Source organism: Kitasatospora sp. NPDC098663, assembly GCF_044760075.1.
In the GTDB taxonomy this organism is placed as follows: Bacteria; Actinomycetota; Actinomycetes; order Streptomycetales; family Streptomycetaceae; genus Kitasatospora.
In genome coordinates this window covers 27535-52526 of record NZ_JBIWAP010000029.1, presented here as the reverse complement: position 1 = coordinate 52526, position 24992 = coordinate 27535, and the positions used below count along the sequence as shown (strand labels likewise).

Sequence of the window (24992 nt, the reverse complement as noted above, 5' to 3'; positions counted from 1 at the left end):
GCGCCCTCCCGGCAGGCTTCTTGCCGGGGGGGCTGGGGCTGGCCTCCCGCCCCCGCACCAGAGAGCACCTCGTCCTGAGCACGCCCAGCCAGACCCCCACCACCGTCAAATTCCCCTCCAGGTCCCGCCGGGGCATCCTCCTTGGCCTCTCCCTGCCGCAACTGGTCCTCACCGCCATCGGCGCAGCGGTCCTGCTGGCCGTCCTGATGACGCTCGGCATCGTCGGCGCCGTCCTCCTCACCCCCTTGTGGGCGCTGATGGCCTTCGTGGTCGTCGTGCGAATACGCGGCCGGTCGCTCGCCGACTGGGCCCCCATCGCCACGCGCTACTGGCTGCGCCGCACCCGCGGCCAGCTGGTCTGGCTGGCCCGTCCCTCGGCCCGCCCCCGCGTCGAGGGTCTGCTCCACCTGCCTGGCACCGCCGCCTCGCTGCGCGCCGTCACGAGCCCGGACGGGCGACTCGGCGCGGTCCACGACCAGCAGCAGGCCACGCTGACCGCCGTCACCCGCGTCTCCTCCAGGGCGTTCGCGCTGCTCGACCCTTCGACCCAGGCCGGCAATGTGGCCGGCTGGGGCAGGGCGCTGGCCGCGCTGTCGCGCTCGGGCCAGATCGCCCGCATCCAGGTGATGGAGCGCACCGTCCCGGACAGCGGCGACGCCCTGCAGCGGTACTGGCTGGAGCACGGGCAGCCCTCCACCCCGGTGGCCGGTCCGATCTACGAGGACCTGCTCGCCGCAGCAGGACCCAGCGCCGCCCCGCACGAGGCCTACATCTCCCTCGCGCTGGACCTGCGCGCCGCCCGGCGGCTGATCAACCAGGCCGGCGGCGGGCTGACCGGGGCCTTCGCCGTCCTGTCCCAGCTCACCGCGTCCCTCGATACATCCGTACGCGGCGCGGGGCTGACACCGGGCGGCTGGCTGACCGCAGGCGAGATCGCCGCCACCGTCCGCACCGCCTACGACCCCGCCGTCCTCGGCGCTCTGGAGCGCTGGTCCGACTCCGGCCGCCCCGAGGCCGACGTCGCCGCCGCCGGGCCCGTCGTTCTGGTCGAGGAGCCGGACAAGGTCCGCACCGACTCCGCGCACCACGCCGTCTTCTGGATCGAGCAGTGGCCCCGCACCGAAGCCTCGGCCGGGTTTCTCCACCAGCTGCTGTACTCCTCGGGTGTGCGCCGCACCCTGTCCCTGCTCTACACCCCGCAGGGCCTGGACGCCGCGCTCAAGGACGTCCAGCGCAAGAAAGCCACGATCATCGCCGACGCCGCCGAGCGCGTACGCCGCGGCCAAGTCGACAGCGAGGCCGACACGGTCGAGTACCAGGACGTCAAGGCGCGCGAACTGCAGCTGATCGCCGGCCACGCCGACGTCGCGATGACCGGCCTGCTCGTCGTCAGCGCCGACGACTCCGACCAGCTCAGCGCCGCCTGCGCCCAGGTCGAGACCGCCGCCGTCGCCGCCCTGATCGACCTGCGCCGCCTCACGCTCCAGCAGGCCGAGGCCTTCACCTGCGCCGCCCTCCCGCTGGCCCGACTCTGACCGCCGAAGGGCACCCCATGCACAACGAGTCGAACCTGATCAGGTTCGCCACCTCCGCCCTCGCCTGCCACCGCGACACCGAGTTGACGAGCGATCAGCCCGTGTCCCGCGACGAACTCGACGCCCTCCACGAGCACGTCGTCGCGCTGCAGCGGCTGGTCGACCAGGCAACCGCCCGCACCCGCGCCCACACGGCCGCCGCGGGCGACCACCTCCACAACACCCGCATCCGCCTGTGGCAGTCCGCCGAGCACCTCCACTTCGCCTACCACACCGCCCCGCGCGCCGACGGGCGAGCGCCCACCCGCGAGGCCTGTGCGCTCCGCCTGCCGGAGGGTGCGCCGGACCTGACGATCTGCCAGCGCCACCTCAAGGCCGCCAAGCGGGTGCGGAACGTCACCACGCCCACCGATCTGCACGCCCCCACCACCGGCATGATCCACCACTGACCGGCCGGGCCAGGAGAACCCCACCCTTGCGCATACGCACCAGCACCAGCGCCAGCGCGCTGTTCACCCCCGCCCGCCGCAAGCGCGACGAGGCCCGCCAGGCCCGCCGCGACCTCGCCGCCGCCCGGCGCGAGGCCCGACTCGCCGACCAGCCCCGCCTCCGCGACACCACCGCCATCGACGAGCTCGACGCCCGCCCCGTCTACCCCGCCGCCGGCCGCCCCGGCCCCGCCTCCGCCCGCGGCGGCAAGCTCAAGCTCCCGCCGCACCGCATGACGACCGCCGTCGCCGCCGGAGCGTTCCCCTTCCTCGCCGAAGGCGGTCTCGGCGCGGGCGGGGTCTACATCGGCCGCGACGTCCACGCCGAAGCCGGCTTCTCCTTCGATCCGTTCAGCTTGTACGGAAAAGTTGAAGGTTTTACAAATCCTAACGTCCTGCTCGCCGGCGTGATCGGCATGGGCAAGAGCGCACTGGCCAAGTCCCTTGCCCTGCGCAGCATCGCGCACGGCTACAAGGTCTACATCCCGTGTGATCCGAAGGGCGAGTGGAGCGCGGTGTCCGAGGCGCTCGGCGGGCGCACCATTGCCCTGGGCCCCGGGATGAGCGGCAGGCTCAACCCGCTGGACGCCCCTGTTGCCCCGGCCGGCGTGGTCGCCGCCGACTGGGCGAGCGAGGTCCGCAAGCGGCGCCTGCTGCTGCTGGGCGCGCTCGCCCGCACGGTGCTGCACCGCGATCTGGCGCCGATGGAGCACACCGCGCTGGACGTCGCGCTGGACGAGGTCGTGGCTGACGCCGAACGCGCCGGCCGCGTCCCGCTGCTGGGCGACATCGCCGCGATGCTCGGCAACGCCCGGCGCCTGGACGACGCCCTCGGCGATCCTGCCCGCCGTCTCGGCGTCGCTGCCGAGGACCTCGCCCACGCGCTGCGGCGCCTCGTCCAGGGCGACTTGGCTGGCATATTCGATGCGCCGAGCACAGTGGAGTTCGACGCCCGCGCACCGATGCTGAACATCGACCTGTCCCAGCTCGGCGCGGCCGGCGACGACACCGGCCTGATCCTGGCAATGACCTGCGCCTCCGCCTGGATGGAGGCGGCCTTGTCCGACCCCGGCGGCGGAAGGCGCTGGGTCGTGTACGACGAGGCGTGGCGGCTCATGCGCCACCTGCCGCTGCTGGAGCGCATGCAGCAGCAGTGGAAGTTGTCGCGCGGCCTCGGCATCGCCAATCTCCTGGTGATCCACCGCCTGTCCGACCTGCTGTCGGCCGGCGACGCGGGCTCGCGCGGACGGGCCCTGGCGGAGGGACTGCTCACCGACTGCGCGACGCGGATCATCTACCGCCAGGAAGCCGACCAGCTCGCCGCCACAGCAAGCCTGCTGGGGCTTACCGGAGTTGAGACCCAGGCCATCTCCGCGCTCACCCGAGGGCGCGGCCTTTACAAGATCGCGGGCAGGTCGTTCGTGGTTCAGCATCTGCTGCACCCGGCCGAGCGCCGGCTCTACGACACCGACAGCCGCATGAAGGCCGAGCCACCAACTCGCCTTCATCCACAGTTACTTACCACGGACCCGCGAGCAGTTCGCGGGACTCTACCCGACAGGAACTCTCCGTGAAGACCCCCGACAACGATAGTCCGCTCAAGCCCCGCGAGACCGGCTTCTGGCTGACCGACCGCGCCCTGCGGGACCAGCTGCGCGAAGCCGTCGCCGGCCTGGTGCAGATGGTCCAGTTCGCGGTCCAGGACGACGTCAACATCGTCGACGCGCTCGCCTCCCTCGCCGCCGCCGAGTGCGAGCAGGCCGGCCTCGACGCCTCGTACACCCACCTGGTCCAGGCCCAGGCCGCCCACGTCATCGCCAACTGGACGATCGACGAGGCCTCCACCGGCCCCCTCGACCTCAACCTCCTGTTCGGCCTCGACGAGTTCCACCAGCTGCCCGCCAAGATCCAGGCCGGGCTGCTGGACCAGTACACCGAGGACCTCTCGCAGTGGGAGGACTTCGCCCCCGGACCCGGACCCGACCTCTACCTGTCGCGCTACGAGGAACTCAACGGCGGGTGAGCACCGCACCCACCGAGCCCCTCGACCGCCCCATGACCTGAACGGAGGGCCGTGCCTTCATCCACCACCGTCACCCTCGCCATCGACCCCGCTCTCGACACGGTCGCCACCCAACCCGTCGACCGCCGAAGCCGCCAGTGGCTGGAGCAGGCCGGCTTCGTCCGCGACGACGGGACCGGCAAGCACCGGGTCCGGAAGGACGCTCCGGTCGTGCGGATCGTCTCCGACGCGTACGGCCTGCTCAACAGGGCTGGCTACGATGTCCTTCGCCTCTACTCCGAGCAGGAGCAGCGGCAGTCGGCCACGCAGCCCGACCCGGACGCGCCCTCGTTGACCCGTGCCCCGGGCACGATCCGCCTTCACACGGTGGCCCACGACATCACCACCGGCCATCTCGTGGTCCACGCCCAGCTCCGAGAGGCCGCCGGCTCCACCCGGGTGCTGGTCCACTTCCCGGCCGACGGCATGGCCGGGATCCTCGCTACCGAGGACACCAGCTTCTTCGGCATCACCCTGTACCCCAGCCTGGACGAGGCGGTGGCCGCGTTCGGCTATCCGCTGACCACCCCGGCCCCGGTGCCGGAAGCTCGCCGGGCCGCCGCCACCGCCACGAGCTCCGCCGAGAGCACTGGCCAGGCCAGCGGGACCGCGCGTCCGGATCCGGCTGCGCCGTCGCCCGTGCCGCAGCCGCGTGCCGCAACCGCCGCCCGCCTGTGAGCACTTCACTCGCATTCCTGCCTCTCCGCCACACCTGGAGCACCCCCTGGCCACCCGTTCGGTCATCGCCCGTCCCACCGGCGCCGGCTTCACCGGCATCTACTGCCACCTCGACGGCTACCCCAGCCACATGCTGCCCCTGCTGCTGGCTGCACAGCAGCACCGCTTCGACGGTGATGTCGAGGCCCTGTCCCACCACCTGATCGACACCCCGGCCCTGGAGTGGAAGGAACTCGGCAGCGACCTCCTCGACGGTGCCCCCCGGAGGATCCGCACCGCCCTGGTGGGCTACGAACCCAGCAAGCAGTCCGACCCCTCCCGCATCATCACCTCCGACGGCTCTCCGCCCCAGAAGTACCTGATCACCGAGGAGAGGACCGAGGAGCTGAGCTGGGCATACGTCCTCCGCCCGCACGGCGTCGAGGTGATCGGGCTCTACGAGCACGAGCGCGGGCCGGTGGTTCCCTGGGGGACCGACCCGACCTCCTCCTTCAGCGACAGCGCCGGTCTGTGGTCGCGTGACCGCCGGCTGCCCATCCTCCCGCCGCCGTCCCCGGCCGCCTCCGCCGCACGGGCCTCCTCCGGTTCGATCCGTTCCGCCGCACCCGCAGGCTCCGCCGAACCCGTTGACACCCACGGCCTGGTCGACACACCGAAGCCGACGGCCGGCCGGGTCCGCTGACCTCGACGCTTCCACCTCGCCCGGGTGCCGTCGTCCCCGGCCCCAGCGCACCACACCCATTCGCTCTGCCCTGCACTGGAGTTGCCCACTTGTCTGCCCATCTCACCCGCCTGGACTCTCGCGTGGAAGCGGCCGTCGGCACCAGCATCGCCGCGCTGAACGCCGACGAGGCCCGCCTGAACGCCCAGTCCGCACGAGTACTGGACGCCCATCGCGCCCTGGTGACGGCCGAGACCCGTCTCTCGTTCGAGCGCGTCCGGCTGATGATCTGCGCCGACCGGCAGCGCCAGGTCGACGAGCAACTGCTCGCCGACCTCTCCGACCAGCTGGAGATCCTGGAAGACGCGGCAGCCGCCCGCGACCAGGCCGAGGCCGACCTGGCGGCGCGCCTCACGGAGGTCCAGCAGCGCCCGCCGGCCGCGACCTCCCCGGACGGGCGCCCCACACCGGCCCGGCACCGGTGACCGGCCCCCGGCGACCCGAGGCCCGGTTCGGCTGGCACGACGACCTGGGCGAGTTCGTCATCGCCCCACAGAGTCTCCCGCACGATGTCGTGGACCTCTTCGACGAGACCGGCTTCTGGTACTGGTCGGACACGTACCGGTTCTGGAACATGTCGCAGAACACCCCGGAGCCGGAGCGGGTCGACAACGCGGCGAACGCGGTGCGTCGGCTCGCGGACCTCGGCTGGCGGCTGCGCAACTGCCATGCGCCTCAGCACCGCACCGCCGACGTCGTGCGGCACTACAACTGGCTGACCTCGCAGGCACCCTTCCCGGACGCCGAGGCGACCTCGGCTGCGGCCCGCGCCGAGGCCGCCGGCCGACTGCACCGGCCCCAGCCCGCGTACTCGCTGGAGACCACCGTGCAGATCGCCTCCGGTGAGCTGCTGGTGGAGGCGCGGCGCACGATCGAGGGCTCCGAGTGGATGATCGCCTCCGAGCGCGACCGGCCGGACCACTACCTGGAGCTGCTCCACACCGTGTCCGACGGCCGGATGTCCATCACCGGGGACGTGAATCCGGCCTTCGCGGGCGAGGCCCGCCGCCTCTTCCGCCAGACGATCCTGCGCGACTTCCGGCTGCCGAACGCCACCCGCGCCTGCGCCGCCACCGCCTCTTCACGGCTCCCCGCTCCCACCCCGCCGCCCGCGCCAGGCCGCGCTTCGCCGCCGTCCACCGCTGCAGGACGACGACGCTGACCACCCTCCAGCCCTCTCCCTCCTTCGACAACGAGAGCACCCCCTTGACCGACATCTCCTTCAGGCCCGGCCCGGACGGTGCCGTCACCGCCCAGCTGGGGCCCGACGCACCCGACAGCGCCCATCGGCTCCTCCAGCAGAACGGCGCCGCCCCCGGCTCCGGTGCTGGGGAGTGGGTGTTCAGCGGGCCGGACGCCGCCGCCCGCGCCGCCCACGTGGCCTGGCTCTCCCAGGACAACGCGCCGAGTGCCGTCGCCCCAACACGCACGATGCCCGTGGACGGCGCCGACGTCGTGTTCGCGCGCCACGCGTCGGACGGGATCGTCGCGGCGACCTCGACGGACTCCACCGAGGGCCTGGTTCCCGACGTGCTGCGCCAGTTCGGCTGGCGCTACGACGGCAGCGCACCCGATCGCGACATCTACCTGCCGCCCCACGGGGCCGGCGAGCGGCAGGCCCTGGTCGCGGCGGCCCGGGCGAGCCTGGTGCTCCAGGGTCTGGGGCTGCAGGTCGCCACGGTCGGTCTGGCGACGCCGCCTGCCAGCGCTGACCGGCTCACCGAGGCGGCCGAAGACCTCGCCACCGAGACGGTCAACGTGCGCAGCCTCACCGACAGCCGCGACGTGGCCGACGTCCTGGACGCCGCCCTCGACCCGAGGGCGGGCGCGCTGCCGAACCTTGTGGAACTGCTCGACTCCACCCAGGAGTTCGTCTCCCGCCTCCCTCCCGAGCAGGGTGAGGTCCTCGGTGCCCAGGTGGGCATCGCCCGGGTCCAGGCCACCTCCCTGGCCGAGAACCTGACCGCCGTCCAGGCCGCGCTGGCCGACGTCGGCACCGTCGTCGAGGCACCGATCGCGACGGTGCGCAGTGCACGCGCGACCGCCGCCAGCGCCATCACCGCGCGCGGCCTGCCGACGGGCCCGATCATCCAGGCCGCCCCCGCCGCCTACACGTTGGCCACCGCCCCCGCCGTCACGCTCTAGGAGAGCCCGCATCAGCGACAGCCCCGCCATCCGCATCACCCGCCACCCCCACCGCGGCGTCACCGCCACCGGCCTGGAGCACGCGACCTACCAGCAGCGCCGCCTGCTGGCCGACTACGGATTCACCCCGATCCCCGGCGACACCGACCTGGCCTTCACCGGACAGACCGACAGCCTGATCCTCCACGCCCGCCAGACCGTGGCGGCTCTGCGTGCCACCGGCGCCCAGGTACACCCGGACCCCGCGTTCGACTACGACGCACACCCGGGCCACCCGTCCCCCTCCTCGATCGCCGTCGGCCAGGGCGCAGCCGTCATCACGCCCGGCCCCGTCTCCGTGCCGTCAGCACCGGCCGCCCCCCGCCAGGCGGACGTGGCCGTCGGCGGCCACCCCGAGCACGGGATCACGGCCAACAACACCACCGGCAACCCCGCCGCCGCGCCGCTCCTGGCGAAGGCCGGCTTCTACCGGGTGCCCGGCCATCCGTCCCTGTACGCGCTGACCAAGCCGGCAAACAGCGGCATGGAGCGGGCCACGGACACCGTCGCCAGCCTGCGCGCGGCCGGACTGACCGTCGCCGCGGACGCCGCGTACGACCCCGAGCACGCTCCCGAAGACCAAGGCGAGAAGTTCCGCGCCCACCTGGCCAAACTCGCCAAGAACTCCGAGGCCAAGGACCCCTTCGCCACCCGAGTGTTCCCGGCGCCCAAGCAGGAGGCGAAGCCCGACACGCCCGCAGTGGGTCTCGACCCGTTCGCCATCCAGCTCCACCCCGCTCCCGACCGCCACCAGACCAACAGCCGGATGGGCGCGCTGCTCAGCAACCGGCAGGCGACGCTCGTCGCGATCGAGGACATCCTGGCCGGGCTGTCGCAGCAGCTGCGCGACGACCCGCAGGCCCTGGACCCCGCCCAGGTGTCGGCCGTGCTGGACCAGGCACAGACCACGCTCGGCGGCGTCCGCCGCGACCTGGCCACGATCTCCGCCGCCTCGCCCGCCCGAGCAGCACGCCCCGCCCAGTCCACCCGGCCGGCCGTCTCGCCCGAGCTCGGCGCCCGCGCGCAGGCGGCCACCGCCACCAGCATGCGGCTCGGCCGCGTCACCGCCGCCCAGCCGGTCGAGGCCGCTACCCACCCCGTCGACCCGCGCCAGGCCTACAGCATCCACGCACGCTGACCCAAGGAGACCCTTTGCCCGTCAAGACCGAGTGGGCAGTCACCCACTCCTGCGGACACGAGCACACCCACGACCTGTCCGCCCGTCCGGCCGACCGGCGCGCCGGCTACGCCCGGTGGCTCGCCAGCCGGGACTGCACGGACTGCTGGCGCGCTCAGCGCGACGGCAACCGCGACGAGGAGCGCGCCGCCTGGATCGCCGCTCGCCGCGCCGAGGAGCAGGAGGCCGCCACCGAGTGGGCCGAGCGCTACGGTATGCCGCCGCTGTCGGGTCCCGCGTCGGTCCTCGACTGGGGCGAGCGCTGCCGCCACCAGCTGGTGACCGCCTCGTACCAGACCCTCGTCACCGAGGGCGACCTCACCGAGGAGCGGTGGCGGCAGGTCGAGGACCTCGCCCGCACCGTCGACCGGGCCGGCTGGTGGGTCGACCAGCGCGAGGCCGCGCCCGGCGACCTGCCGGAGCTGCTGGACGCCGCCACCGACGCCGACCGCGTCGTCGAGAACCCGTTCTAAGTCGGAAGGCCCACCGCCCACTTGAGTGTGAACACCGTACTGACGTACAGCCAGCCTGACGACGGCGAGTCCTCCAGGGCCGCGGCCCGGGCGGTGCGCCGCCTGGGCGACTCCGTGGCCGACAGCACCCTGCCCTCGGACATCGCCCGGCCGATCGCGCTGCTCGAACCGCTGCTCCACGAGGTCGAGGAGACCCTGCGCCTGGCCGCCGAGGCCACGGGCGGCGCCAGCACCTCAGGCTCCGCCCACGCCGTGGCCGAGCAGTTCGGCCAGGCCAGTGCCACCACCGTGATGCTGCGCCTGCACCTGGAGCAGATCACGACCCGCCTGCGCGGCTACGACCTCGACTTCCCCGCCGAAGCCGCCGAGCTCTCCCCCCGGGCCGCCGCCGCCCAGCGCAGCACGCCGGCCGCCGGACCCGTCCCCCGGTCCGCGCAGCCGCAGGCCCCGGCTCCCGCATCCGTCGTGGTCACCAGCACCGACCGCTCTGCGGCCAGGCGTTGAGCGATCCGATCCGGATCGTGCCCGGCAGCTTCGGCCTGGCCACCGTCAACAACGCCGACCAAGCTGCCAGCGCTGTGCTGACCAGGTTCGGCTTCACTCCGCCGCGCAGAGCCGACAAGCCGCTGTCGCTGCACCCTTCCGGGGAGCCGCTCGCCGACCTCGCCCAGGTCGGCGCAGCCGCACGCGGCCTGCGCCGCGCCGGCTACGAGGTCGACGTCGCCCCCGAGCTCCAGCTGTCCGACGCCGGCGAGCAGGCGTTGGAGGTCCTCGCCGACCTGCACGGCAAGCTGGGCGAACTGGCCGGCCTGGTCGGCCGGATCAGCGACCTGCACGAACTGGTCGGGGTGGCGGCCCAGATGGTGCACGGGGCGTACAACCCTGCCGACGCCGCCCGGGAGCTCTTCCTCGCCGCGGCGCGCTCCGCCCGAAGCGCCGACAGCCCCTGGCGCGAAGGCGCCGAACTCACAAGCTGGTTCGAGGACGGCGCCGAAGCGGTCACCTCGTTGCAGGCGCGCGCCGCCTCCGTGGCCTACCTGCAGCCCAGCGCTGAGCACGCTGCCCGAGTCGGCGCGGCCCGAGCACGCTCAGCGGCACACCACACCGGTCCTACCTCCCTCACCAGCTCGACCCCACCTTCTACCTCGCTCGGAGCCGATCCAAGGAGAGTGCGCGTGTGACCGACCCGACGACGCCCCAGGACTACGCCCGTTGGCTGCGGGACATCGCAGATCGCCTCGACGCACCGCAGGACGGGCCCGACCGGGCCCGCCTCCAGGCCCTCGTCGCCGACCGCGGCCTGGTTCGCCTCACCCACGAACTCGCCCACGACGTCCGAACCGACCTCGGCACGTGGTCCGAAGCCCTGCGCGCCGAGCCCGCCACCGGCATACTGCACGACTTCGGCACCCGGATCGCCATGGTCGAAGATCACTGCTTCGACTTCATGGAGGACGCCGGCTCGTCCATGGTGACCGTCGAGCGCATGATGGCCCACCACCCGAGTCCCGCCGACGCGGCGATGGCGCGCCGGGCACACGAGCAGCGGCTGTGGGACGGCCCCGAAGTCCGTGGCGACGAACGGGTCTACCTGGTCTGGCCCGACGGGTCCCAGCACGCCCCGGTGCGCGGCCTCGCCCCGGCCGTCCACGGCGATGCCGACTCCTACGGCGCGCCTCTGTTCACCCGCGAAGGAGCCGAGCGCATCGTCTCCGACATGCTCAGCGACGACGCCGGCTTCACGGCCGCCTTCCAGCCGGACGGATCGCTGGTCTACACCTGGCCTGCGGAGTACGACGGCGGGGGCGGACGCGCGCACGTCGAGCCGGACGACCGCGGGCTCTACGCGATCGGCGGCCAGTGGCCGTGGGACTACTGCCGCCCCGGCAACTCCTACCTCGCCCCCCGCGCCGAGGCCGCGCGGATCATCTCCATCACGCCTGTTCCGGGGAAACCGCACGCCTCAGCGCCCCTGCCCACCTCGGCAGTGCCCGCTCCGGGCCGCCATCGATGAACCACCCGCCGAAGGAGAACACGATTCCGGCAGGCCAGCTGACCAACGGCCTGCGCGAGCTCGACGACCAGATCCGCCGCTCCACCAGCCCCGCCGAGACCGCAGCCATGGTCCACGAGATCACCCGCGTCGGCGGCACCCTGGACACCCTGTCCGGCGTACTGGCCAGCGCGAGCCTCTGGCTCAAGGACCAGCCCGGCAGCGCAGACCTATGGCAGCAGGTCGCCCGGGCCTCCGATGACGTGTGGGAGGCCGGCGCCGAGCTCGCCGAAGCGGCGGAGCAGATCCGCGTCCTGCCCGCGGCTTCGGCCCGGATCCGCTCCGCCGCAGCCCGCCCCAGCACAATCCCCTCCCCGGCGGCCGAACCGTGGCGGTCACCGGCCGCAGCCGTGCAACCCGCCCGCGGGCGATGAAGAAACGTTCCTTCCCTGATCCCCTCCATCACCCGCTACGCGAGCACCCGCGACCTGCTCGTCACCGCCCAGCACCAGGCGCTGCGGCTGCCGGGCCAGCAAGCGGCCCACATCATCGGCGCCTGGCGCACCATCAGCACACTGCCGTCACCTGAGTCCAGTGAACTGGACTTACTCGTCGATGAGTTGAACGCCCTGCTGCGTGCTCACAGCACCGGTCGCGATGAACGGCCGGGGCGCAGTCGCGACGTGTGGCACTGTGCGATCCGCGACCACCCCGATGCTCCGCGGCTGACCGACTCCCAGTGGGCGGCCACCGCCCGTCGGGTCCTGGCCGCCACCGGCATCGTCCCGGCCGACGAGCCCTCGGCCGGCTGCCGGTGGGTCGCGCTGCGCACCGGCAGCCACGAGGTCCGGATCATCGCCCCGCTGATGCGCCCCGACGGCACCGTCCCACCGCTGCACCGCGACCACTCGCTCGCGCACGCGGCCTGCCAACTCGCCGACCTCGAACTGTCCAACGGCCGGCGCCGAGCCGCAACCTCGCGCACCGGTCACGGACCGGTCAGCTCCGCAGCTCCGGAAACGATCAGCCCGACCTGGCCCTTGGCCAACCGGCCGAGTATGCCCCGCCGCTGACCCAGCGACTCTCCGGCTCCGGCCGCGAGCGCGTGACCGCACCGCGCCGCCGCCCGCCCGTTCCCAGGCCCGCCTCCGGCGGCCTTCTCCACGCCCGCGCACCCCCTCACCCGCGACCGGGCTTCCCGCAAGGACCTCTCCTGCCCTCCACCTCTCCCAAGGCCCCCTCGTCCACCCCCGGCACCGACGCCGTCCTCTACACGCTGATCGGTGCCGGCCTCGCCCTCGCCGCCTACGGCTCCCTCGCCTGGGTCGGCGGCAATATCACCAACTACGCCTTCGGCAGCGGGCCGTGGCCGCCCTACCAGCCGGTCACCGCCGCCCTTCACCCCGGCCAGCTGTGGCCAGGCCTCGGCCCGGTCCAGGTACAGGTCGGTGCCCGGATCGTCCCCGGGCTGCTGTTCGCCCTCCTGGCCGGCATGGGCGCGGGCTGGGTGCTCAAGCGACGCCGCTCGCGGGCCAACGGCCTGGCCACCAGCCACGACCTCGCCGTCCTACTGCCCAAGGAGATCACGGCCAAGGCCAAGAGCCTGCGCCCCAGCCTGGCCGACGCCAAGCCCGGATCGATCAAGCCCGACGACACCGGCATCCTGCTCGGCAACCTCGGCGAGACCGGACCAGAGGTCCGCACCTCCTGGGAGGACGTCGCAGTCGCCATCATGGCGCCGCGAAGCGGCAAGACCACCAGCCTCGCTGTCCCGTCGATCCTGCGCGCACCCGGGCCCGTCCTGCTGACCTCGAACAAGGCGGCCAACGACGCGTTCACGGTGACCTACGACGCCCGAGTCGAGGCCGGCCGGGTCTGGACGATGGACCCGCAGCAGATCGCCCACACCGAGCAGGCGATGTGGTGGGATCCGCTGGCCGACGCCAAGGACCTGCCCGGTGCCCGCCGCCTCGCGCAGCACTTCGTCACCGCCTCGGTCGACGAGGGCGAGCAGGGCGACTTCTGGTCCACCGCCGCCGCCAACACCCTCACCGCACTGTTCCTGGCCGCCGGCGCCGACGGGCGCCCGATCACCGACGTACTCGGCTGGCTCGCCCAGCCCGCCGACCGCACCCCGATCGACATCCTCAAGGCCCACCAACTCACGGCTATCGCTGCGCAGTTGCAGGGGACCGTCAGCGGTGCGGTCGAGACCCGCGACGGCATCTATGAGACCGCCCGCCAGTACGCGGCCTGCCTGCTGGATCCGAAGATCTCCGCCTGGGTCACCCCGAACGAGACCCTGCCCGAGTTCAAGCCGGCCGACTTCGTCACCCGCCGGGACACCCTCTACCTGCTGTCCAAGGACGGCGGCGGATCCGCCTCGGCTCTGATCGCCGCCGCCGCCGACTCGGTGATGCGCACCGCGGTGATCCAGGCGGAGCGCGACGGAGGCCGCCTCGACCCGCCGCTGTTGTGCGTTCTCGACGAGGCCGCCAACGTGTGCAAAATCGGCGATCTCCCGGACCTGTACTCGCACTTGGGCTCTCGCGGGGTCATCCCGATCACGATTCTGCAGTCCTACCGGCAGGGCCAGCGGGTGTGGGGCGAGGTCGGCATGGACGCCATGTGGTCCGCCGCCACGATCAAGCTCGTCGGATCCGGCATCGACGACGCCGACTTCGCCGACAAGCTCAGCCGGCTCGTCGGCGAGCACGACGTCGAGACCGTCTCGCACTCCACCTCCGACTCCGGCCGCTCCACCTCCGTCTCGATGCGGCAGGAGCGGATCCTTCCCGCCGACCAGATCCGTGCCCTCAAGAAGGGGTCGGCGCTGCTCTTCGCCACCGGCATCAAGCCCGCCCTGCTCCAACTGCGCCCCTGGTACAAGGAGTCCGGCGCCGACGTGATCGGCAAGGCCTCCTCCCGGCAGACCGCGGCGATCACCGCGCGGGCCAAGGCCAAAGCGGAGGCGGCCGCATGAGCTTGCACCCGCCGTCCCCGGCCCATCTCCCGCCCGCACCGCCCGCCCGGCATGAACGACTTCGCCCCCACCGTGCGGCGGGCCTAGCGGCAGAGCCCGGCAGCACCCCGACCGTGCGCACCCTGTCCCTGGGCGCCGGTGTGCAGTCCACCACATTGCTGCTGCTGTCCGCCCTCGGCGAGCTCCCCAAGCTGGACGTCGCGATCTTCGCCGACACGGGATGGGAGCCGAGGCAGGTCTATTCTCATCTCGACCGGGTCGAACGGGAAATAGCGGAACCCGCCGGAATTCCAATCCTCCGGGTTTCCTCGGGAAACATCAGGGCCGACGCCCTGGACCCGTCCCACCGCTTCGCCAGCATGCCGCTCTACATCCTGAACAAGGACGGCTCACCTGGGATGACGCGGCGCCAGTGCACTGGCGAATATAAAATCAAGCCCATTAAGCGGCAGGTTCGGGAAATCCTCGGATATCCGTATCCGGCGCGAATACCCGCTGATGTCTTCGCCGAGCAGTGGATCGGGATTTCCACCGACGAGTTCCACCGCGCGAAGGACGCCGACGTCCGGTACACGCGCAACCGGTTCCCGCTGATCGAGCTCGGCCTCTCGCGCGGCGACTGCCTGGGCCTGCTGGCCGAGCACGGCCTGGAGAGCACTCCCAAGTCCAGCTGCCTGGGGTGCCCGTTCCACGGCAACGCCCAGTGGCGCGCGATTCGCGATGCCGCCCCGCAGGAGTGGGCCGACGTCGTCGACTTCGACGAGCAGATCCGCGCCGGCAACGCCCGGGCGAACGCGGACGGACGGCCCCTGCTCGGCCAGGCCTACCTGCACCGCTCGCGCGTTCCCCTCTCCGAGGCTCCCATCGACCGCCTGACCCGTCGTGAGCAGCTCGACCTGGAGGAGCGGCTCGCCGACGATCTTGCCGAGTTCGGCCCCGCCGACGGCTGCTCCCCGTACTCCTGCCGATCCGGCGACCCGGTCGCCTAGCGCTCTTCCCCACCCATCTCCGGAGGCCTTCTCTGTCCACGCCGTTCATCCCGAAGGAGTACGTGCCGGTGGACCGCGCGTTGGCGCTGCGACAGATCTGCCCGCTGCCCGACGGGACGGTCACCGGCGTCCAGCAGGTCGCCCGCCGCGGCGACCTGGTCGTCGTCGCCGCTCTCACCCAGACCATCGAACGCGACACCTGGAACGGCATCAGCGTCCGGCTCGTGGTGCCGGCTGCCGGCAAGCTCGCCGCGCAGAACTGGTTCGGGTTCGCCGAACACGGCCTGTTCGAGCGCGACTCGGAGCTGGAGGACTACGGCAGGCTCAACCGCTACAACCAGGACAGGCTGCTGCAGGACGACTCCATCAGTGCCGAGAGGTTGCGGGATGCTGTCCAGACGTTCACCGAGACCTTCGCGCCGCCGGCGCCCCCGCAGTTCGCTGCGGCGGCCCGGCTGGACGGTCTGTGGAGGCTCGCCAGGTGCCTCGACGTCCTCGGCGACACCACCCCGAACGCCCTCGCCGGGCGGGCGTTCGCGCATGCCGAGGTCCTGCGTGACGTCACCGCGGAGATCAATCCCGATCTCGTGCGGATCGCCGGCGAACGGCAGGCGGCCGACTGCGCCCCGATCGACGTCGCGTACGGACTGGAGAACCTCAGGCGCTTGCAGTCCTCCTTGGCCGAGCTCGCCGCAAGCCTTCTCGACCCGGTCCAGGCCGCGGACTTCCGCGCCCACGCGGAGACCTTGGCGGGCATCGACGCTGAGCTCACCGCCGATCTCCTCACCTCGGGGGCGATACCGAGCCGCACCGTCCGGCGAGCCGCAGCCACCCGCCGTACGGCGGCGTCGGCCACCGGGTCCGCTGTCTCCTCGACCTCGCTCGGGGCTGCTCCCACCGGAACAAGGACGGTCGCCGAACCGCCCGGCGCACCCGGCCCGGCACGCCGGTGACACCGGATACCGCCTACGTCCGATCCCGTAGTTGGCCCACCTTGTCGAGCGCAGGAGATCCGGACTGGTTTCCCCGGACCAAGCAGGTAGGCCCGTGGTCCCACCGCGAACTGGTAGCGCTCGCGCACCCCTGGCCGGTCAGCTGGCTCTTCCCGCCACAACCGGGCGATCCGCCGCGCATCGTCAACTTGTTCGCGGGACCAGGGGGCTGGGATGTCGGCCTGAAGATCCTGGCCGACGGCGGACCGCCGTTCGACGCCGTCGGCGTCGAGTGGAACGAGGACGCAGCGGCCACGGCACGGGCTGCCGGGTTCGGTCGCATCGTCTGCGACGTCCGCCAGTTGGACCCTACCCACCCGGCACTGCGCTACGTCGAGGGCTTGATCGTCAGCGCACCCTGCATCAGCTGGAGCCCGGCAGGGCTGCGGCAGGGCCACACCGCCAAGAACCTGGGGCTGCTGCTCGACATGCTCCCGCTGGCGGTGGAGTCGACGTTCGGCCACTGGCACGGCGACAGCGACACCGAATGCGAATCGGCACCGTGCCTGATCTGCACCGACCCTACGTGGAACGGACACTCCGGCTGGACTGGCCCTCTGATCACCCGAACCGATGCCCGGGAGCCGATCTCCAGGATGACCGACCCCGGCATCGGGCTCGTCGCCGAGTCTGCTCTGTGGGCCATGAGCCTGGATGCCAGCCACGGCCGTCTGCGCTGGCTGGTGATGGAGCAGTCCAGCGCGCTGCCGGACATCGTGCTGGACTCGATCGCAGACGCCCTGGACATGACCGACTGGTGCGACTCGGTGCACTGGCAGCTGGACGCCGCGGACCTCGGTCTCGCGTCGCACCGCCGCCGCAACTACCTCGTCGCACATCGGCACCAGTACCTGCGGCTCGTCTCCCCCCACCCCGACGAACCCGTACCTGCCCGCAGTGCCGCTCAGGTCCTGGGCTGGCCGGCGGGCGTGAAAGTCAACACCCGCGGAAACCGCACCACCTCGGGCGGAAACGAGTGGCCGGCCGACAACACGGCGCCCGCCCTCACCGGCCGATCGCGCAGCGCGTACTGGGCCAGCGATCCGCAGCGGCGGCTCACGCTGGAAGAGGTCGCGCTCCTGGTCGGGATGCCGACCAACCACCCGTGGGTCGGGTCGCGGTCGAGTGCCTTCCAGCAGGCGGGCGACGTCGTCGCTCCCACCGAAGCCGCTCGGGTCCTCGCTGCGGTACTCCGCTGTCCTTGGCAGGATCCGGTGCGCCGCTACCTGGCCGGGCTCTACAGCCCCCGCACCAGGGCAGCAGCCGCCCGCACCTCGGTCACCCCCGGTCCCCGGCGCGGCGCAATCGTCTCCGCCACCCCGGCACTACCCGGCCTCGAACTGTCCACCGCCTCCTCCCCTCCCCGTGCAACCTCACGGAACCGCTGACACGCATCCCCTCTCGAACAGGAGATTGATGGCACGCATCACCAAGACCCGGCGAAGAGTGGCCTGTTGCCGATCACGTTCCGCCGCCCGATTCAGAGTCCCCCCGGACTCGGCCGCCAGAGCCGCCGTTGAGCAAGCGCTCGCCCGCGAACGCCTCGCCAAGGCGCTGTCCCAGCTGCTCGCCCTGCGGGCCCTTTGGAACCGGTAGCAGGACCACCCGTCGGCCGCCGGGGTCCGACCCCGGCCGGACCTACGGCGGTGCAGACGGCAAGCACCCCCCTGACGCCCCCTTCCCCGTCCTGTTCCGGAGGCCCGTGAACACCATCGCCCAGTCCCTTCGCGGCTGGACCCCCGACGATCAAGTCTCCAACCAGACCTTCGAGTTCCTGACCTTGGCTCCCGAGCTCCTGGAGGTCGTCAGCTCACACCGGGCGGGCAACCAGCAGTTCCTGGTGGCCTTCAACTGGGATTCGACCAGCGGGCCGTGGCCGCGTACGTACGGCATCCACCTGTCCTTCGAGCCCGATGCGCATCAGTGTCATGCACGCGTGCGGTCGGCGCCGACCTTCGGCTGGGCAGGCCACTGGCTGGTCGAACGGGGCGCCGACCCCCGCGCGGTCGGCGAGTTCCTGCCGGTCTCCGATGACCCGTACAACTTCGGCCCCGGCAACAAACCCCAGGGTCTACTCTTCGGCGACAACTACGGCTTCGCCCGCCCCGGTGGCAGGCCCACCCGACTCATCGAGGACCGCGTGCGCCGCTCCGGCGACCGCTACCGCCTCCTGGCCTCCGAGGAGGCCTACTCGGCGTACTTCAACGAGGAACGGGAGGCCAACCTCGTACTTCTGGAGGACCGGGACCCGCGCGCCGCCGGTCGGCGCTTCCTCATCCAGCTGGAGACCATCCAGCTCCGCACCGCGACCTACAACATCGCCGAGGGCGGGTTCCGCACCATGGCCCAGGCCCGGCACTGGATCGACCAGATCGACGGAAGGGCGGGCACGGTCCCACCCCTTCCCGCGACCGACCCGGTCACCGGTCTCTCCCCAAGTCCCGTACCGGCGCCCGTCCAGACCTCGGGCCGGGCGGTCCAGCCGGCGGCCTCCCCCCACCGGACGCGATGACGGTGGCCGCCACCGCGCTGAGTCCCGACTTGGAGGCAGAGCAGGCCCTGCTCGGCGCCCTGCTGCTCGCACCCTCCGAACTCGAGACGGTCAAGGTGTGGTTGAAGCCGAGCCACTTCCTGCGGCCAGCCCACGCTGCCCTGTACGAGGTCCTCCTCGCTCAGCGTGCCTCCGGCCACCCCGGCTCGGCGAAGGACTCCACCAGAGATCAGCTGCGGGACTGGGCGCTGGACGCACTGGCGTCAGCGCGCGAGGCCAGCCGCGGGCTGACCCCCAGCTACGCGTCCACCCTTATGCTCGTCTGCCCCACCGCGAGCCACGCGAATGCCTACGGCCGTATGGTCCTGGAGAGCGCGATCCGCCGCCAGGTCCACACGCACGCCCACCGCCTCCAGCACGCTGCACGCGCCGGCTCCCTGGACGACGTACTGCGCCTGAGCGCGGAACTGCACACGGCCATCCACGAACTGGCGACCACCTGGGGCTCGCTGGACGAATGCCCCCGCCCCCTACCCGGTCCCTGGCCGCTCGAACTACCGGACGGCATCCGCGAGAAGACGCTGCTCGACGAGACCGCACTGCTCTCCTCCTCCACTTCCGTCCCCGACACGCTGATCGCGACCACCCGGTGGCTGCGTCCGTCGGACTTCCTCGATCCCGGGCACGGCGCCGTCTACCAGGCCCTGGCCGCCCTCGCACGCCACGCCGAGCCTGTCGATGCGATGACCGTGCTCTGGGAGACGCAGCGTCGAGGTGCCATCGCCTCCGGAGCCATCACCGCCGACGGTGTGCGAGCCGCCACCCGCCACGGTTTCAGCGGCGACCCGCAGTACTGGGGCGAGCGGGTCCTACGGGCCTCGGTGCTGCGCGGCACTGCCGACGCGGCTGGCGTGGTGCGGCTCCTGTCCAGGGACACGGCACTGCCCACCGCCCGGCTGCTCGGCAGCGCACTGCACACCCTCGGCACCGCCGAGGCCGTTCAGGACCGCTGGCGCACCGCTACCGGCGCACCGCCCCGTACCCAACTACCGCCCGCCGCCGTCCGAGCGGATCGGCGCGGTGCTGCCCGTGTACGGACGCCCGGGCCCGTCTCACGTACCGCCGTCGCTCTTTCCCCCGCCGAAGCCGCGGCCTCTTCTCGATCCCCGGTCAGGAGCACACGCTGACCGACGACAACCGACCTGTCCGTTCCCGATAAGCCCCTCGCGAAGGAAGATTCCCCCTGCGCCCCACGAATCCGCCCCGGCCTCCGAGCCCCGAGGCTACCCGCCTGCGGGCCGAGGCCGACGCCATCGACGTCGTCGTCGCGGCACTGCCAGGTGCCTACCGCGAGGACGGCCCGCCGAGCGTGCGCGAACTGGCAGAGCACACCGGCCACATCCGCGACCGCCACCTCTCGCTGACCGCCACCGCCGTCGTTCTGGCATCGCCGGTCGCCGACAGCAGCCGCCGCGCCACGGCTCGTGCGCTCGCCGACGCCGGCGACGACGCGGCTCAGGCGCTGTCCAGCATCAGCCGGGCGCTCGCCATGTCGGCCCGGCTCCACGAAGTCGCCAGCCTGAGCGGCCTTCGAGCCGACAGCGTGCGTGAGCGCGCCGGCCGCGAGTTGAACCTCGCGCTCTCCCGCGCCCGCCTCTCCCTCACCGAGGCCAGTGACGCCCTGCGCGACCAGGCCCGCTCCGGACGCGACACCGCGGCCCTGCCGGCCGTGCGCAACCGAGCGGCCATCGCCCGCAGCTCCGCCACGCCCTCCGCCCCCTCGCCCACCGCCCCGACAGCCAGCGCCCCGGCGTCTTCCCCGCTTGCCGCCGCGCACCGCCGCTAGATCCCGCCCAGGAGCCGGCCATCGCCACGACCTCACCCCCAGCAGACCATCACGAGAAGGAACTCGCTCAGCTCGCCGCCGTGTTCACGTACGTCGCGGAGAACATCGGCCAGGCACCCGCCATGCCCGGCCGTCCCGGGATCCCCACCGTCCGGGCCACCAGTGCCCAGACCGAGAACGCAAGGGTCGTTCTGCGGCACTGCGAGACCCGGCTCGCCGACCTCGCGGGTCAGCTTCCCGCTCAGGTCCCGCCCAGGACCGCGGCAGTCCAGGCAGCGTTCCAGGCCGGCCGGGTACACGCCGCCACCGTGCATCGGCATCTCGCCGAGGCCCTGGACCGGGTGATCGGCCTCGAAAGCACCCCGCTGCCCGCGCCTGAGGACCTCGACGGCGCCGAGCGCGAGCGGCGCCTCGGCTACCAGGTGCTGTGCGTGCTCAGCGAGGCCCAGAACACCGCCGTCACCGCGGGCGAGGAGCTGGTGGTACTGAGCGCGCGCCTGCCGCCCGCCGAACCGGGGCCTGCGCGCCCGGGGCGCGCTCGCGCCGCCTCGGCAGCGCCGCCGGCCTCTGGCCCGGCGCCGGCGACGACGGCGCGGCACCGGTGACCTCATCCCTCCCTCGATGATCGGAGCACTCTGAACAACACGACTGACCTTGAGGCGGTGCTGCGGTCCCTGGCCGACCGACTGGAGGCCGTACGCCGCACCTTGCCGGCCGCAGCCGCCAGTGGCCAACCCGCCGAGACTGCCTGGCCGATGACCCACCTCGTCGGCATCGCCGCCGAGGCGTCGGACGAGTACCTGTTCCGGATCGCCGACCCGGCGGCCGACCGCACCGCGCTCGCCGCCTTCGCCGCCGCCACCTCCCACAGCGGCCAGGCCCTGGCCTCCCTCGCCAACGCCTCGGAGCTGATCCTCGGCTCCCTGCCCGGCGCCCCCAGCGCCGCCCGCGCGGCCATCACCCGAGCGGACGATCTCGCCGCGCTGGCCGCCCGCGGCCTGAGCACCGCCGCCGACCGCGCCTCCGCAGCCTCCGTGGCCCCGGTGGTCGCGCTGCCCGCCGACGAACTGCAGCAGCGGCGCACTGCCCAGACCGCAGCCGCAGTGGCCAAGTCGTCGCGGATCGTCAGCACCCAGCCCGCCACTGCGGATTCGCCCGAGCCCGCAACCCCGACCGCACCGGTCATCCCGCTGCGCCGAGGCCGCTGACCACCAGGAGTCCTGTCCTGCCCACGCCCCACCCCACCTCGTGGGAGCTCGCCGCGATGCTCGACGAGCTCGCCCGCTCGTGGCCCGCCGTGCCCGCCAACGGCCCACTCCCCGCCCCGGCCGCCGTCGGTATGCAGATGTTCGCCCTGCACGTAGCGCACACCGGGCTGACCGAGGCCGCCCTGCGCCCCCTCGACCCGTTCACCGACCCGGACAAGGCCGCCGCCCTACGACGCGAACGGCGGGCCACCACCAGGGCGGTCACGCACTCGGCCGCAGCTCTGCAGAACCTCAGCGAGGTCCTCGAACTCGCCGACGCCCACCAGCTCTCGCCCACACCGTTGGTGTGCCAGCACGCCCAGTGGCTGTACCGCGAGGCCGGCGAACAACTGGCCACGGCCGCCCGCCATATGCGCGCGAACAGCCCCGCGCCCCGATCCGCGCCCAAGCCCGTCCGGTCCGCCGCCGAGGCCGACCGCCCCTCCCGCGGGGTAGCCGCCCGCCTGCGCTCCGTCCTCTCCCGACCGTTCCGCACTGGCCCCGACGCCGGGCGCTTCGACCCCACGCCCTCCCCCGGCCCTTCCGCCGCCAAGCGGCTCTGACCTCCGGAGTTCCCCCTGCCCTCCCCCCACCATCTGCCGGCCTCCCTCACCGGGCTCTCCGAGCGGATCCGCAACGCCCGCACCGGCCTCGACGCCCTACGTAGGCCCGCCACCATGGCCACCGCCCCCGCACACATCGAGGCGCTGCGCTACACGCACCTGGACATCGTCCTGCTGGCCGCCGACCTCACCGCGACCCGCACCGCGGGCGAGGCGCCGCATCCGGCCGGAACCGCCCTGCGGGACGCCGCGTTCGCCCTCACCGAGGCCGACCGGCACCTGCTCACCGTCACCCGCAACCTGTGGCGCGACAACGTCACCGGCGACACCTACACCGCCGACCCCGGCCTCCACCACCGCTCCCTGCGCCAGGCCGAAAGGGTGCTCGACCGGGCCGCCGACGACCTGCACCGGGCCGCCGAGCGGGCCGAGCGCCCCTCCCGCAGTACCCTTCGCACCGCTGCGGCGCGCCTGCGCTCGGCCGCGACCCGCCGGCCGGCGGCCGGCGGAGCCGTGGTCGAGGTCTCCCGCTTCGACAACCCGGCCGTGTCCACCGCACCCAGGAAGACGCGGTGACGGTGACCGGTCTTCGCATCGGATCGCTGTGCTCGGGCTACGGCGGTCTCGACCTGGGCGTGCAGTCCGTCCTCGGTGGCCGGATCGCCTGGCACGCGGACCCGGCCCCCGGCGCCGCGGCCATCCTGGAGCACCACTGGCCAGGTGTCCCGAACCTGGGCGACATCACCCAGGTCGACTTCCGCACCGTCGAGCCGGTCTGCGTCCTGGTCGCGGGCTTCCCGTGCACCGACGTCTCGGTGGCGGGCAACCGGGCTGGCCTGGCCGAGGGCACCCGCTCGGGCCTGTGGCACACCATCGCCCGCGCCATATCAACTCTCAAGCCCTGTCTGGTGGTTTTGGAAAATGTCCGAGGCCTGCTCTCGACCCCCGCTCGCTCGAATACCGATGGCGACGTGGAACCCTGCCCGTGGTGTCTGGGAGAGACCGGAGATGAGCATCATCTGCGGGCACTCGGTGCCGTACTCGCCGACCTGGCCGGCGCGGGGATGGATGCGCGCTGGCAGGTGCTACGTGCCTCCGACGTCGGAGCCCCCCACCGACGCGAGCGCGTCTTCATCGCCGCCTGGCCTGCCGACACCCCGCGCACGGGACTTCAATGGCCCGGACGTTCGGCGCGAGGACCTGGGGCACGTGGTCACGCTCCTGCTCACCCCGACCTCGAACTTGGGCTCGATCGGGGGCTCGCAGCACCCCGAGCGGCGCAAGGCCGGCGGCCACGGCCCGAACCTGTCCGACCTGGTGGAGCACCTACTGCCGACACCGCGGGCGAGCGACGGGACCAAGGGCGGCCCCAACCAGCGGGGAAGCCGGGGCGATCTGACCCTGCCGAGCGCCGCAGCCCGGCTGCGCCCGCCGGCCGAGGCGAGCCGGGCCGGGACTGCGCGGCTCCGCGGCCCGGACAGCACCGGCTCCTCCCTCTCGCAGGCGCAACTGCTGCTGCCGACATGGCCCCCGCCGCCGGAGCGGCCCGCTGGGGCGAGTACGCCGCCGCCATCGCCCAGTGGGAGCGAATAACCCGCCCAGCGCCCGATCCGGTGGATTCCCGGGGGCGCCTTTCTCCCGCTTTCGTGGAATGGGTCATGGGTCTCGAAAAAGGCTGGGTGACGCAGATCACACAGCTTTCTCGATCTGCCCAACTGACCGCCCTGGGAAATGGAGTCGTCCCTCAACAAGCCTCAATGGCAGTCGAGTTGATGACATCAGATATCTTCCTCTGCGAAAACCATCCGGCCCCACTTCGGTGAATTCTGGCGCTCCATACCTCACGGCATATCTCCCGCGCAAGGACCTGCCCAGCGGGCAGAGTCGTGCTCACCGACCGCACCGCCAATTCCCCAGGAGTCGCCCTTGTCCACCCCGCCCCCCGCCGATCCGCCCGACCGCCCGACCGTCACTCCGGAGACCGTGGCCGAGTGGCAAGCCACGCTGACCCGACTGCAGGCGGAGCGGGACTCGCTGGCCGTCGTCGCCGAGCAGCTCGCCCAGGAGCAGGACGAGGACCTCTCGGTCTCCGATCTGCTCGGCGGCGCCGGCACCGCCGAAGGCGAGGACGGCACGCCCGGCGAGTCCGATCCCGTCTCGCTGACCGTCCTGGCCTTCGACGACGACGCCCTCGCGGCGGAGGTCGCCACGATGGTGCCGTGGGTCGACCACATCCTGTTGGCCGTCTTCGGACAGGAGATCACCAGCGGCAGGCCGTGGTGCGCCCGCTGGCCCGAGCACGACGAGGCGCTGGCCCGTATCCACCACGCCTGGCTGGCGTGGCAGGAGCTGACGGACTCCCGATCCGGGGCGACCGGCCCAAGCGTCTGGCAGCGCGACCACTTGGAGCCACTGCTGCTCAAACTCCGCGCCCCCGACGGCCCGTTCGGCGCCTGCACCACCAACCCCGACCACCCGCACCACCGGCTGCTCCCGCACCCGCCCTTCACCGACCCCGATTCCCTGCCCCAGCCGGGAGTGCCCCGCACCTCCGTCTAGACCGAGGACAG

Annotated in this window: 29 protein-coding genes and 1 pseudogene; all 30 read left to right on the top strand. The window is 72.6% G+C overall.

Annotated features, from left to right (window positions below):
- Positions 1-74: 74 nt before the first annotated feature.
- The 30 genes and pseudogenes from ACIQVZ_RS28055 (at position 75) to ACIQVZ_RS27910 (ending at position 24981) form a co-directional block, all read left to right on the top strand.
- Positions 75-1535, top strand: a complete 1461-nt coding sequence (locus ACIQVZ_RS28055; RefSeq protein ID WP_402453675.1) for an SCO6880 family protein — start codon at positions 75-77, stop codon at positions 1533-1535.
- 17 nt (positions 1536-1552) lie between these two features.
- A complete protein-coding gene (locus tag ACIQVZ_RS28050; RefSeq protein ID WP_402453606.1) occupies positions 1553-1984 on the top strand; it encodes a DUF6238 family protein in 432 nt (143 codons plus the stop codon).
- A 26-nt stretch (positions 1985-2010) separates the two neighbouring features.
- A complete protein-coding gene (locus ACIQVZ_RS28045) occupies positions 2011-3597 on the top strand; it encodes an ATP-binding protein (RefSeq protein ID WP_402453603.1) in 1587 nt (528 codons plus the stop codon).
- Positions 3594-4046: a hypothetical protein gene (locus ACIQVZ_RS28040; RefSeq protein ID WP_402453601.1), complete on the top strand. Its 453-nt coding sequence runs from the start codon at positions 3594-3596 to the stop codon at positions 4044-4046. The genes ACIQVZ_RS28045 and ACIQVZ_RS28040 overlap by 4 nt, the downstream gene beginning before the upstream one ends.
- A 51-nt stretch (positions 4047-4097) precedes the next feature.
- Positions 4098-4763, top strand: coding sequence for a hypothetical protein (locus ACIQVZ_RS28035; protein WP_402453599.1), 666 nt, complete (start codon positions 4098-4100; stop codon positions 4761-4763).
- Positions 4738-5445, top strand: a complete 708-nt coding sequence (locus ACIQVZ_RS28030; protein WP_402453596.1) for a hypothetical protein — start codon at positions 4738-4740, stop codon at positions 5443-5445. The genes ACIQVZ_RS28035 and ACIQVZ_RS28030 overlap by 26 nt, the downstream gene beginning before the upstream one ends.
- 122 nt (positions 5446-5567) lie before the next feature.
- Positions 5568-5909 (top strand): hypothetical protein, encoded by a 342-nt coding sequence (locus tag ACIQVZ_RS28025; RefSeq protein ID WP_402453594.1) that lies wholly within the window; start codon positions 5568-5570, stop codon positions 5907-5909.
- Entirely contained in the window at positions 5906-6646 is a 741-nt protein-coding gene (locus ACIQVZ_RS28020; protein WP_402453592.1) for a hypothetical protein, read from the top strand. The genes ACIQVZ_RS28025 and ACIQVZ_RS28020 overlap by 4 nt, the downstream gene beginning before the upstream one ends.
- A 44-nt stretch (positions 6647-6690) precedes the next feature.
- A complete protein-coding gene (locus tag ACIQVZ_RS28015; RefSeq protein WP_402453590.1) occupies positions 6691-7629 on the top strand; it encodes a hypothetical protein in 939 nt (312 codons plus the stop codon).
- Between the two features lie 199 nt (positions 7630-7828).
- Positions 7829-8806, top strand: a complete 978-nt coding sequence (locus tag ACIQVZ_RS28010; protein ID WP_402453587.1) for a hypothetical protein — start codon at positions 7829-7831, stop codon at positions 8804-8806.
- 14 nt (positions 8807-8820) lie between these two features.
- Complete coding sequence (locus tag ACIQVZ_RS28005; protein ID WP_402453586.1) at positions 8821-9318, top strand: hypothetical protein; 498 nt, start codon at positions 8821-8823, stop codon at positions 9316-9318.
- 27 nt (positions 9319-9345) lie between these two features.
- The gene (locus ACIQVZ_RS28000; protein ID WP_402453584.1) at positions 9346-9822 is read left to right on the top strand and encodes a hypothetical protein; all 477 of its coding nucleotides are present in this window, start codon (positions 9346-9348) and stop codon (positions 9820-9822) included.
- Positions 9819-10499 carry a hypothetical protein gene (locus ACIQVZ_RS27995; protein ID WP_402453582.1) on the top strand — a complete coding sequence of 227 codons (681 nt, stop codon included), beginning with the start codon at positions 9819-9821 and terminating at the stop codon, positions 10497-10499. The genes ACIQVZ_RS28000 and ACIQVZ_RS27995 overlap by 4 nt, the downstream gene beginning before the upstream one ends.
- A complete protein-coding gene (locus ACIQVZ_RS27990; RefSeq protein WP_402453580.1) occupies positions 10496-11332 on the top strand; it encodes a hypothetical protein in 837 nt (278 codons plus the stop codon). The genes ACIQVZ_RS27995 and ACIQVZ_RS27990 overlap by 4 nt, the downstream gene beginning before the upstream one ends.
- On the top strand, positions 11329-11745 hold the full coding sequence (locus ACIQVZ_RS27985; protein WP_402453579.1) for a hypothetical protein: 417 nt from the start codon (positions 11329-11331) through the stop codon (positions 11743-11745). The genes ACIQVZ_RS27990 and ACIQVZ_RS27985 overlap by 4 nt, the downstream gene beginning before the upstream one ends.
- Before the next feature lie 249 nt (positions 11746-11994).
- Complete coding sequence (locus ACIQVZ_RS27980) at positions 11995-12384, top strand: hypothetical protein (RefSeq protein WP_402453577.1); 390 nt, start codon at positions 11995-11997, stop codon at positions 12382-12384.
- Between the two features lie 140 nt (positions 12385-12524).
- Positions 12525-14294: a type IV secretory system conjugative DNA transfer family protein gene (locus tag ACIQVZ_RS27975; RefSeq protein ID WP_402453672.1), complete on the top strand. Its 1770-nt coding sequence runs from the start codon at positions 12525-12527 to the stop codon at positions 14292-14294.
- A 155-nt stretch (positions 14295-14449) separates the two neighbouring features.
- Complete coding sequence (locus tag ACIQVZ_RS27970) at positions 14450-15283, top strand: hypothetical protein (protein WP_402453669.1); 834 nt, start codon at positions 14450-14452, stop codon at positions 15281-15283.
- 68 nt (positions 15284-15351) lie between these two features.
- On the top strand, positions 15352-16236 hold the full coding sequence (locus tag ACIQVZ_RS27965; protein ID WP_402453575.1) for a hypothetical protein: 885 nt from the start codon (positions 15352-15354) through the stop codon (positions 16234-16236).
- A gap of 188 nt (positions 16237-16424) precedes the next feature.
- Complete coding sequence (locus ACIQVZ_RS27960) at positions 16425-17663, top strand: DNA cytosine methyltransferase (protein ID WP_402453573.1); 1239 nt, start codon at positions 16425-16427, stop codon at positions 17661-17663.
- Positions 17664-17977: 314 nt separating this feature from the next.
- Entirely contained in the window at positions 17978-18787 is an 810-nt protein-coding gene (locus ACIQVZ_RS27955) for a hypothetical protein (RefSeq protein ID WP_402453572.1), read from the top strand.
- The gene (locus ACIQVZ_RS27950) at positions 18784-19953 is read left to right on the top strand and encodes a DnaB-like helicase N-terminal domain-containing protein (RefSeq protein WP_402453569.1); all 1170 of its coding nucleotides are present in this window, start codon (positions 18784-18786) and stop codon (positions 19951-19953) included. Before ACIQVZ_RS27955 ends, ACIQVZ_RS27950 begins: the two co-directional genes overlap by 4 nt.
- Before the next feature lie 182 nt (positions 19954-20135).
- Positions 20136-20612 carry a hypothetical protein gene (locus ACIQVZ_RS27945; RefSeq protein WP_402453566.1) on the top strand — a complete coding sequence of 159 codons (477 nt, stop codon included), beginning with the start codon at positions 20136-20138 and terminating at the stop codon, positions 20610-20612.
- Between the two features lie 80 nt (positions 20613-20692).
- On the top strand, positions 20693-21217 hold the full coding sequence (locus ACIQVZ_RS27940; protein ID WP_402453565.1) for a hypothetical protein: 525 nt from the start codon (positions 20693-20695) through the stop codon (positions 21215-21217).
- A gap of 150 nt (positions 21218-21367) precedes the next feature.
- The gene (locus ACIQVZ_RS27935; protein ID WP_402453563.1) at positions 21368-21820 is read left to right on the top strand and encodes a hypothetical protein; all 453 of its coding nucleotides are present in this window, start codon (positions 21368-21370) and stop codon (positions 21818-21820) included.
- Positions 21821-21876: 56 nt separating this feature from the next.
- Positions 21877-22422: a hypothetical protein gene (locus tag ACIQVZ_RS27930; protein WP_402453560.1), complete on the top strand. Its 546-nt coding sequence runs from the start codon at positions 21877-21879 to the stop codon at positions 22420-22422.
- A 114-nt stretch (positions 22423-22536) separates the two neighbouring features.
- Positions 22537-22998 (top strand): hypothetical protein, encoded by a 462-nt coding sequence (locus ACIQVZ_RS27925; RefSeq protein ID WP_402453557.1) that lies wholly within the window; start codon positions 22537-22539, stop codon positions 22996-22998.
- Positions 22995-23516 (top strand): annotated as a pseudogene (locus tag ACIQVZ_RS27920) (DNA cytosine methyltransferase); the annotation flags it as partial. The gene ACIQVZ_RS27925 and the pseudogene ACIQVZ_RS27920, both read left to right, overlap by 4 nt.
- A gap of 115 nt (positions 23517-23631) precedes the next feature.
- Positions 23632-24015 (top strand): hypothetical protein, encoded by a 384-nt coding sequence (locus ACIQVZ_RS27915; protein WP_402453688.1) that lies wholly within the window; start codon positions 23632-23634, stop codon positions 24013-24015.
- A 333-nt stretch (positions 24016-24348) separates the two neighbouring features.
- Positions 24349-24981 carry a DUF4913 domain-containing protein gene (locus ACIQVZ_RS27910; protein ID WP_402453555.1) on the top strand — a complete coding sequence of 211 codons (633 nt, stop codon included), beginning with the start codon at positions 24349-24351 and terminating at the stop codon, positions 24979-24981.
- The last annotated feature ends 11 nt before the right edge of the window (positions 24982-24992 follow it).

Coding starts and splice junctions, on each gene's coding strand:
- ACIQVZ_RS27925 (WP_402453557.1), top strand. CDS start 22,537: ATGGCCACCGCCCCCGCACACATCGAGGCGCTGCGCTACACGCACCTG.
- ACIQVZ_RS27985 (WP_402453579.1), top strand. CDS start 11,329: ATGAACCACCCGCCGAAGGAGAACACGATTCCGGCAGGCCAGCTGACC.
- ACIQVZ_RS27935 (WP_402453563.1), top strand. CDS start 21,368: ATGACCCACCTCGTCGGCATCGCCGCCGAGGCGTCGGACGAGTACCTG.
- ACIQVZ_RS28050 (WP_402453606.1), top strand. CDS start 1,553: ATGCACAACGAGTCGAACCTGATCAGGTTCGCCACCTCCGCCCTCGCC.
- ACIQVZ_RS27930 (WP_402453560.1), top strand. CDS start 21,877: ATGCTCGACGAGCTCGCCCGCTCGTGGCCCGCCGTGCCCGCCAACGGC.
- ACIQVZ_RS27950 (WP_402453569.1), top strand. CDS start 18,784: ATGACGGTGGCCGCCACCGCGCTGAGTCCCGACTTGGAGGCAGAGCAG.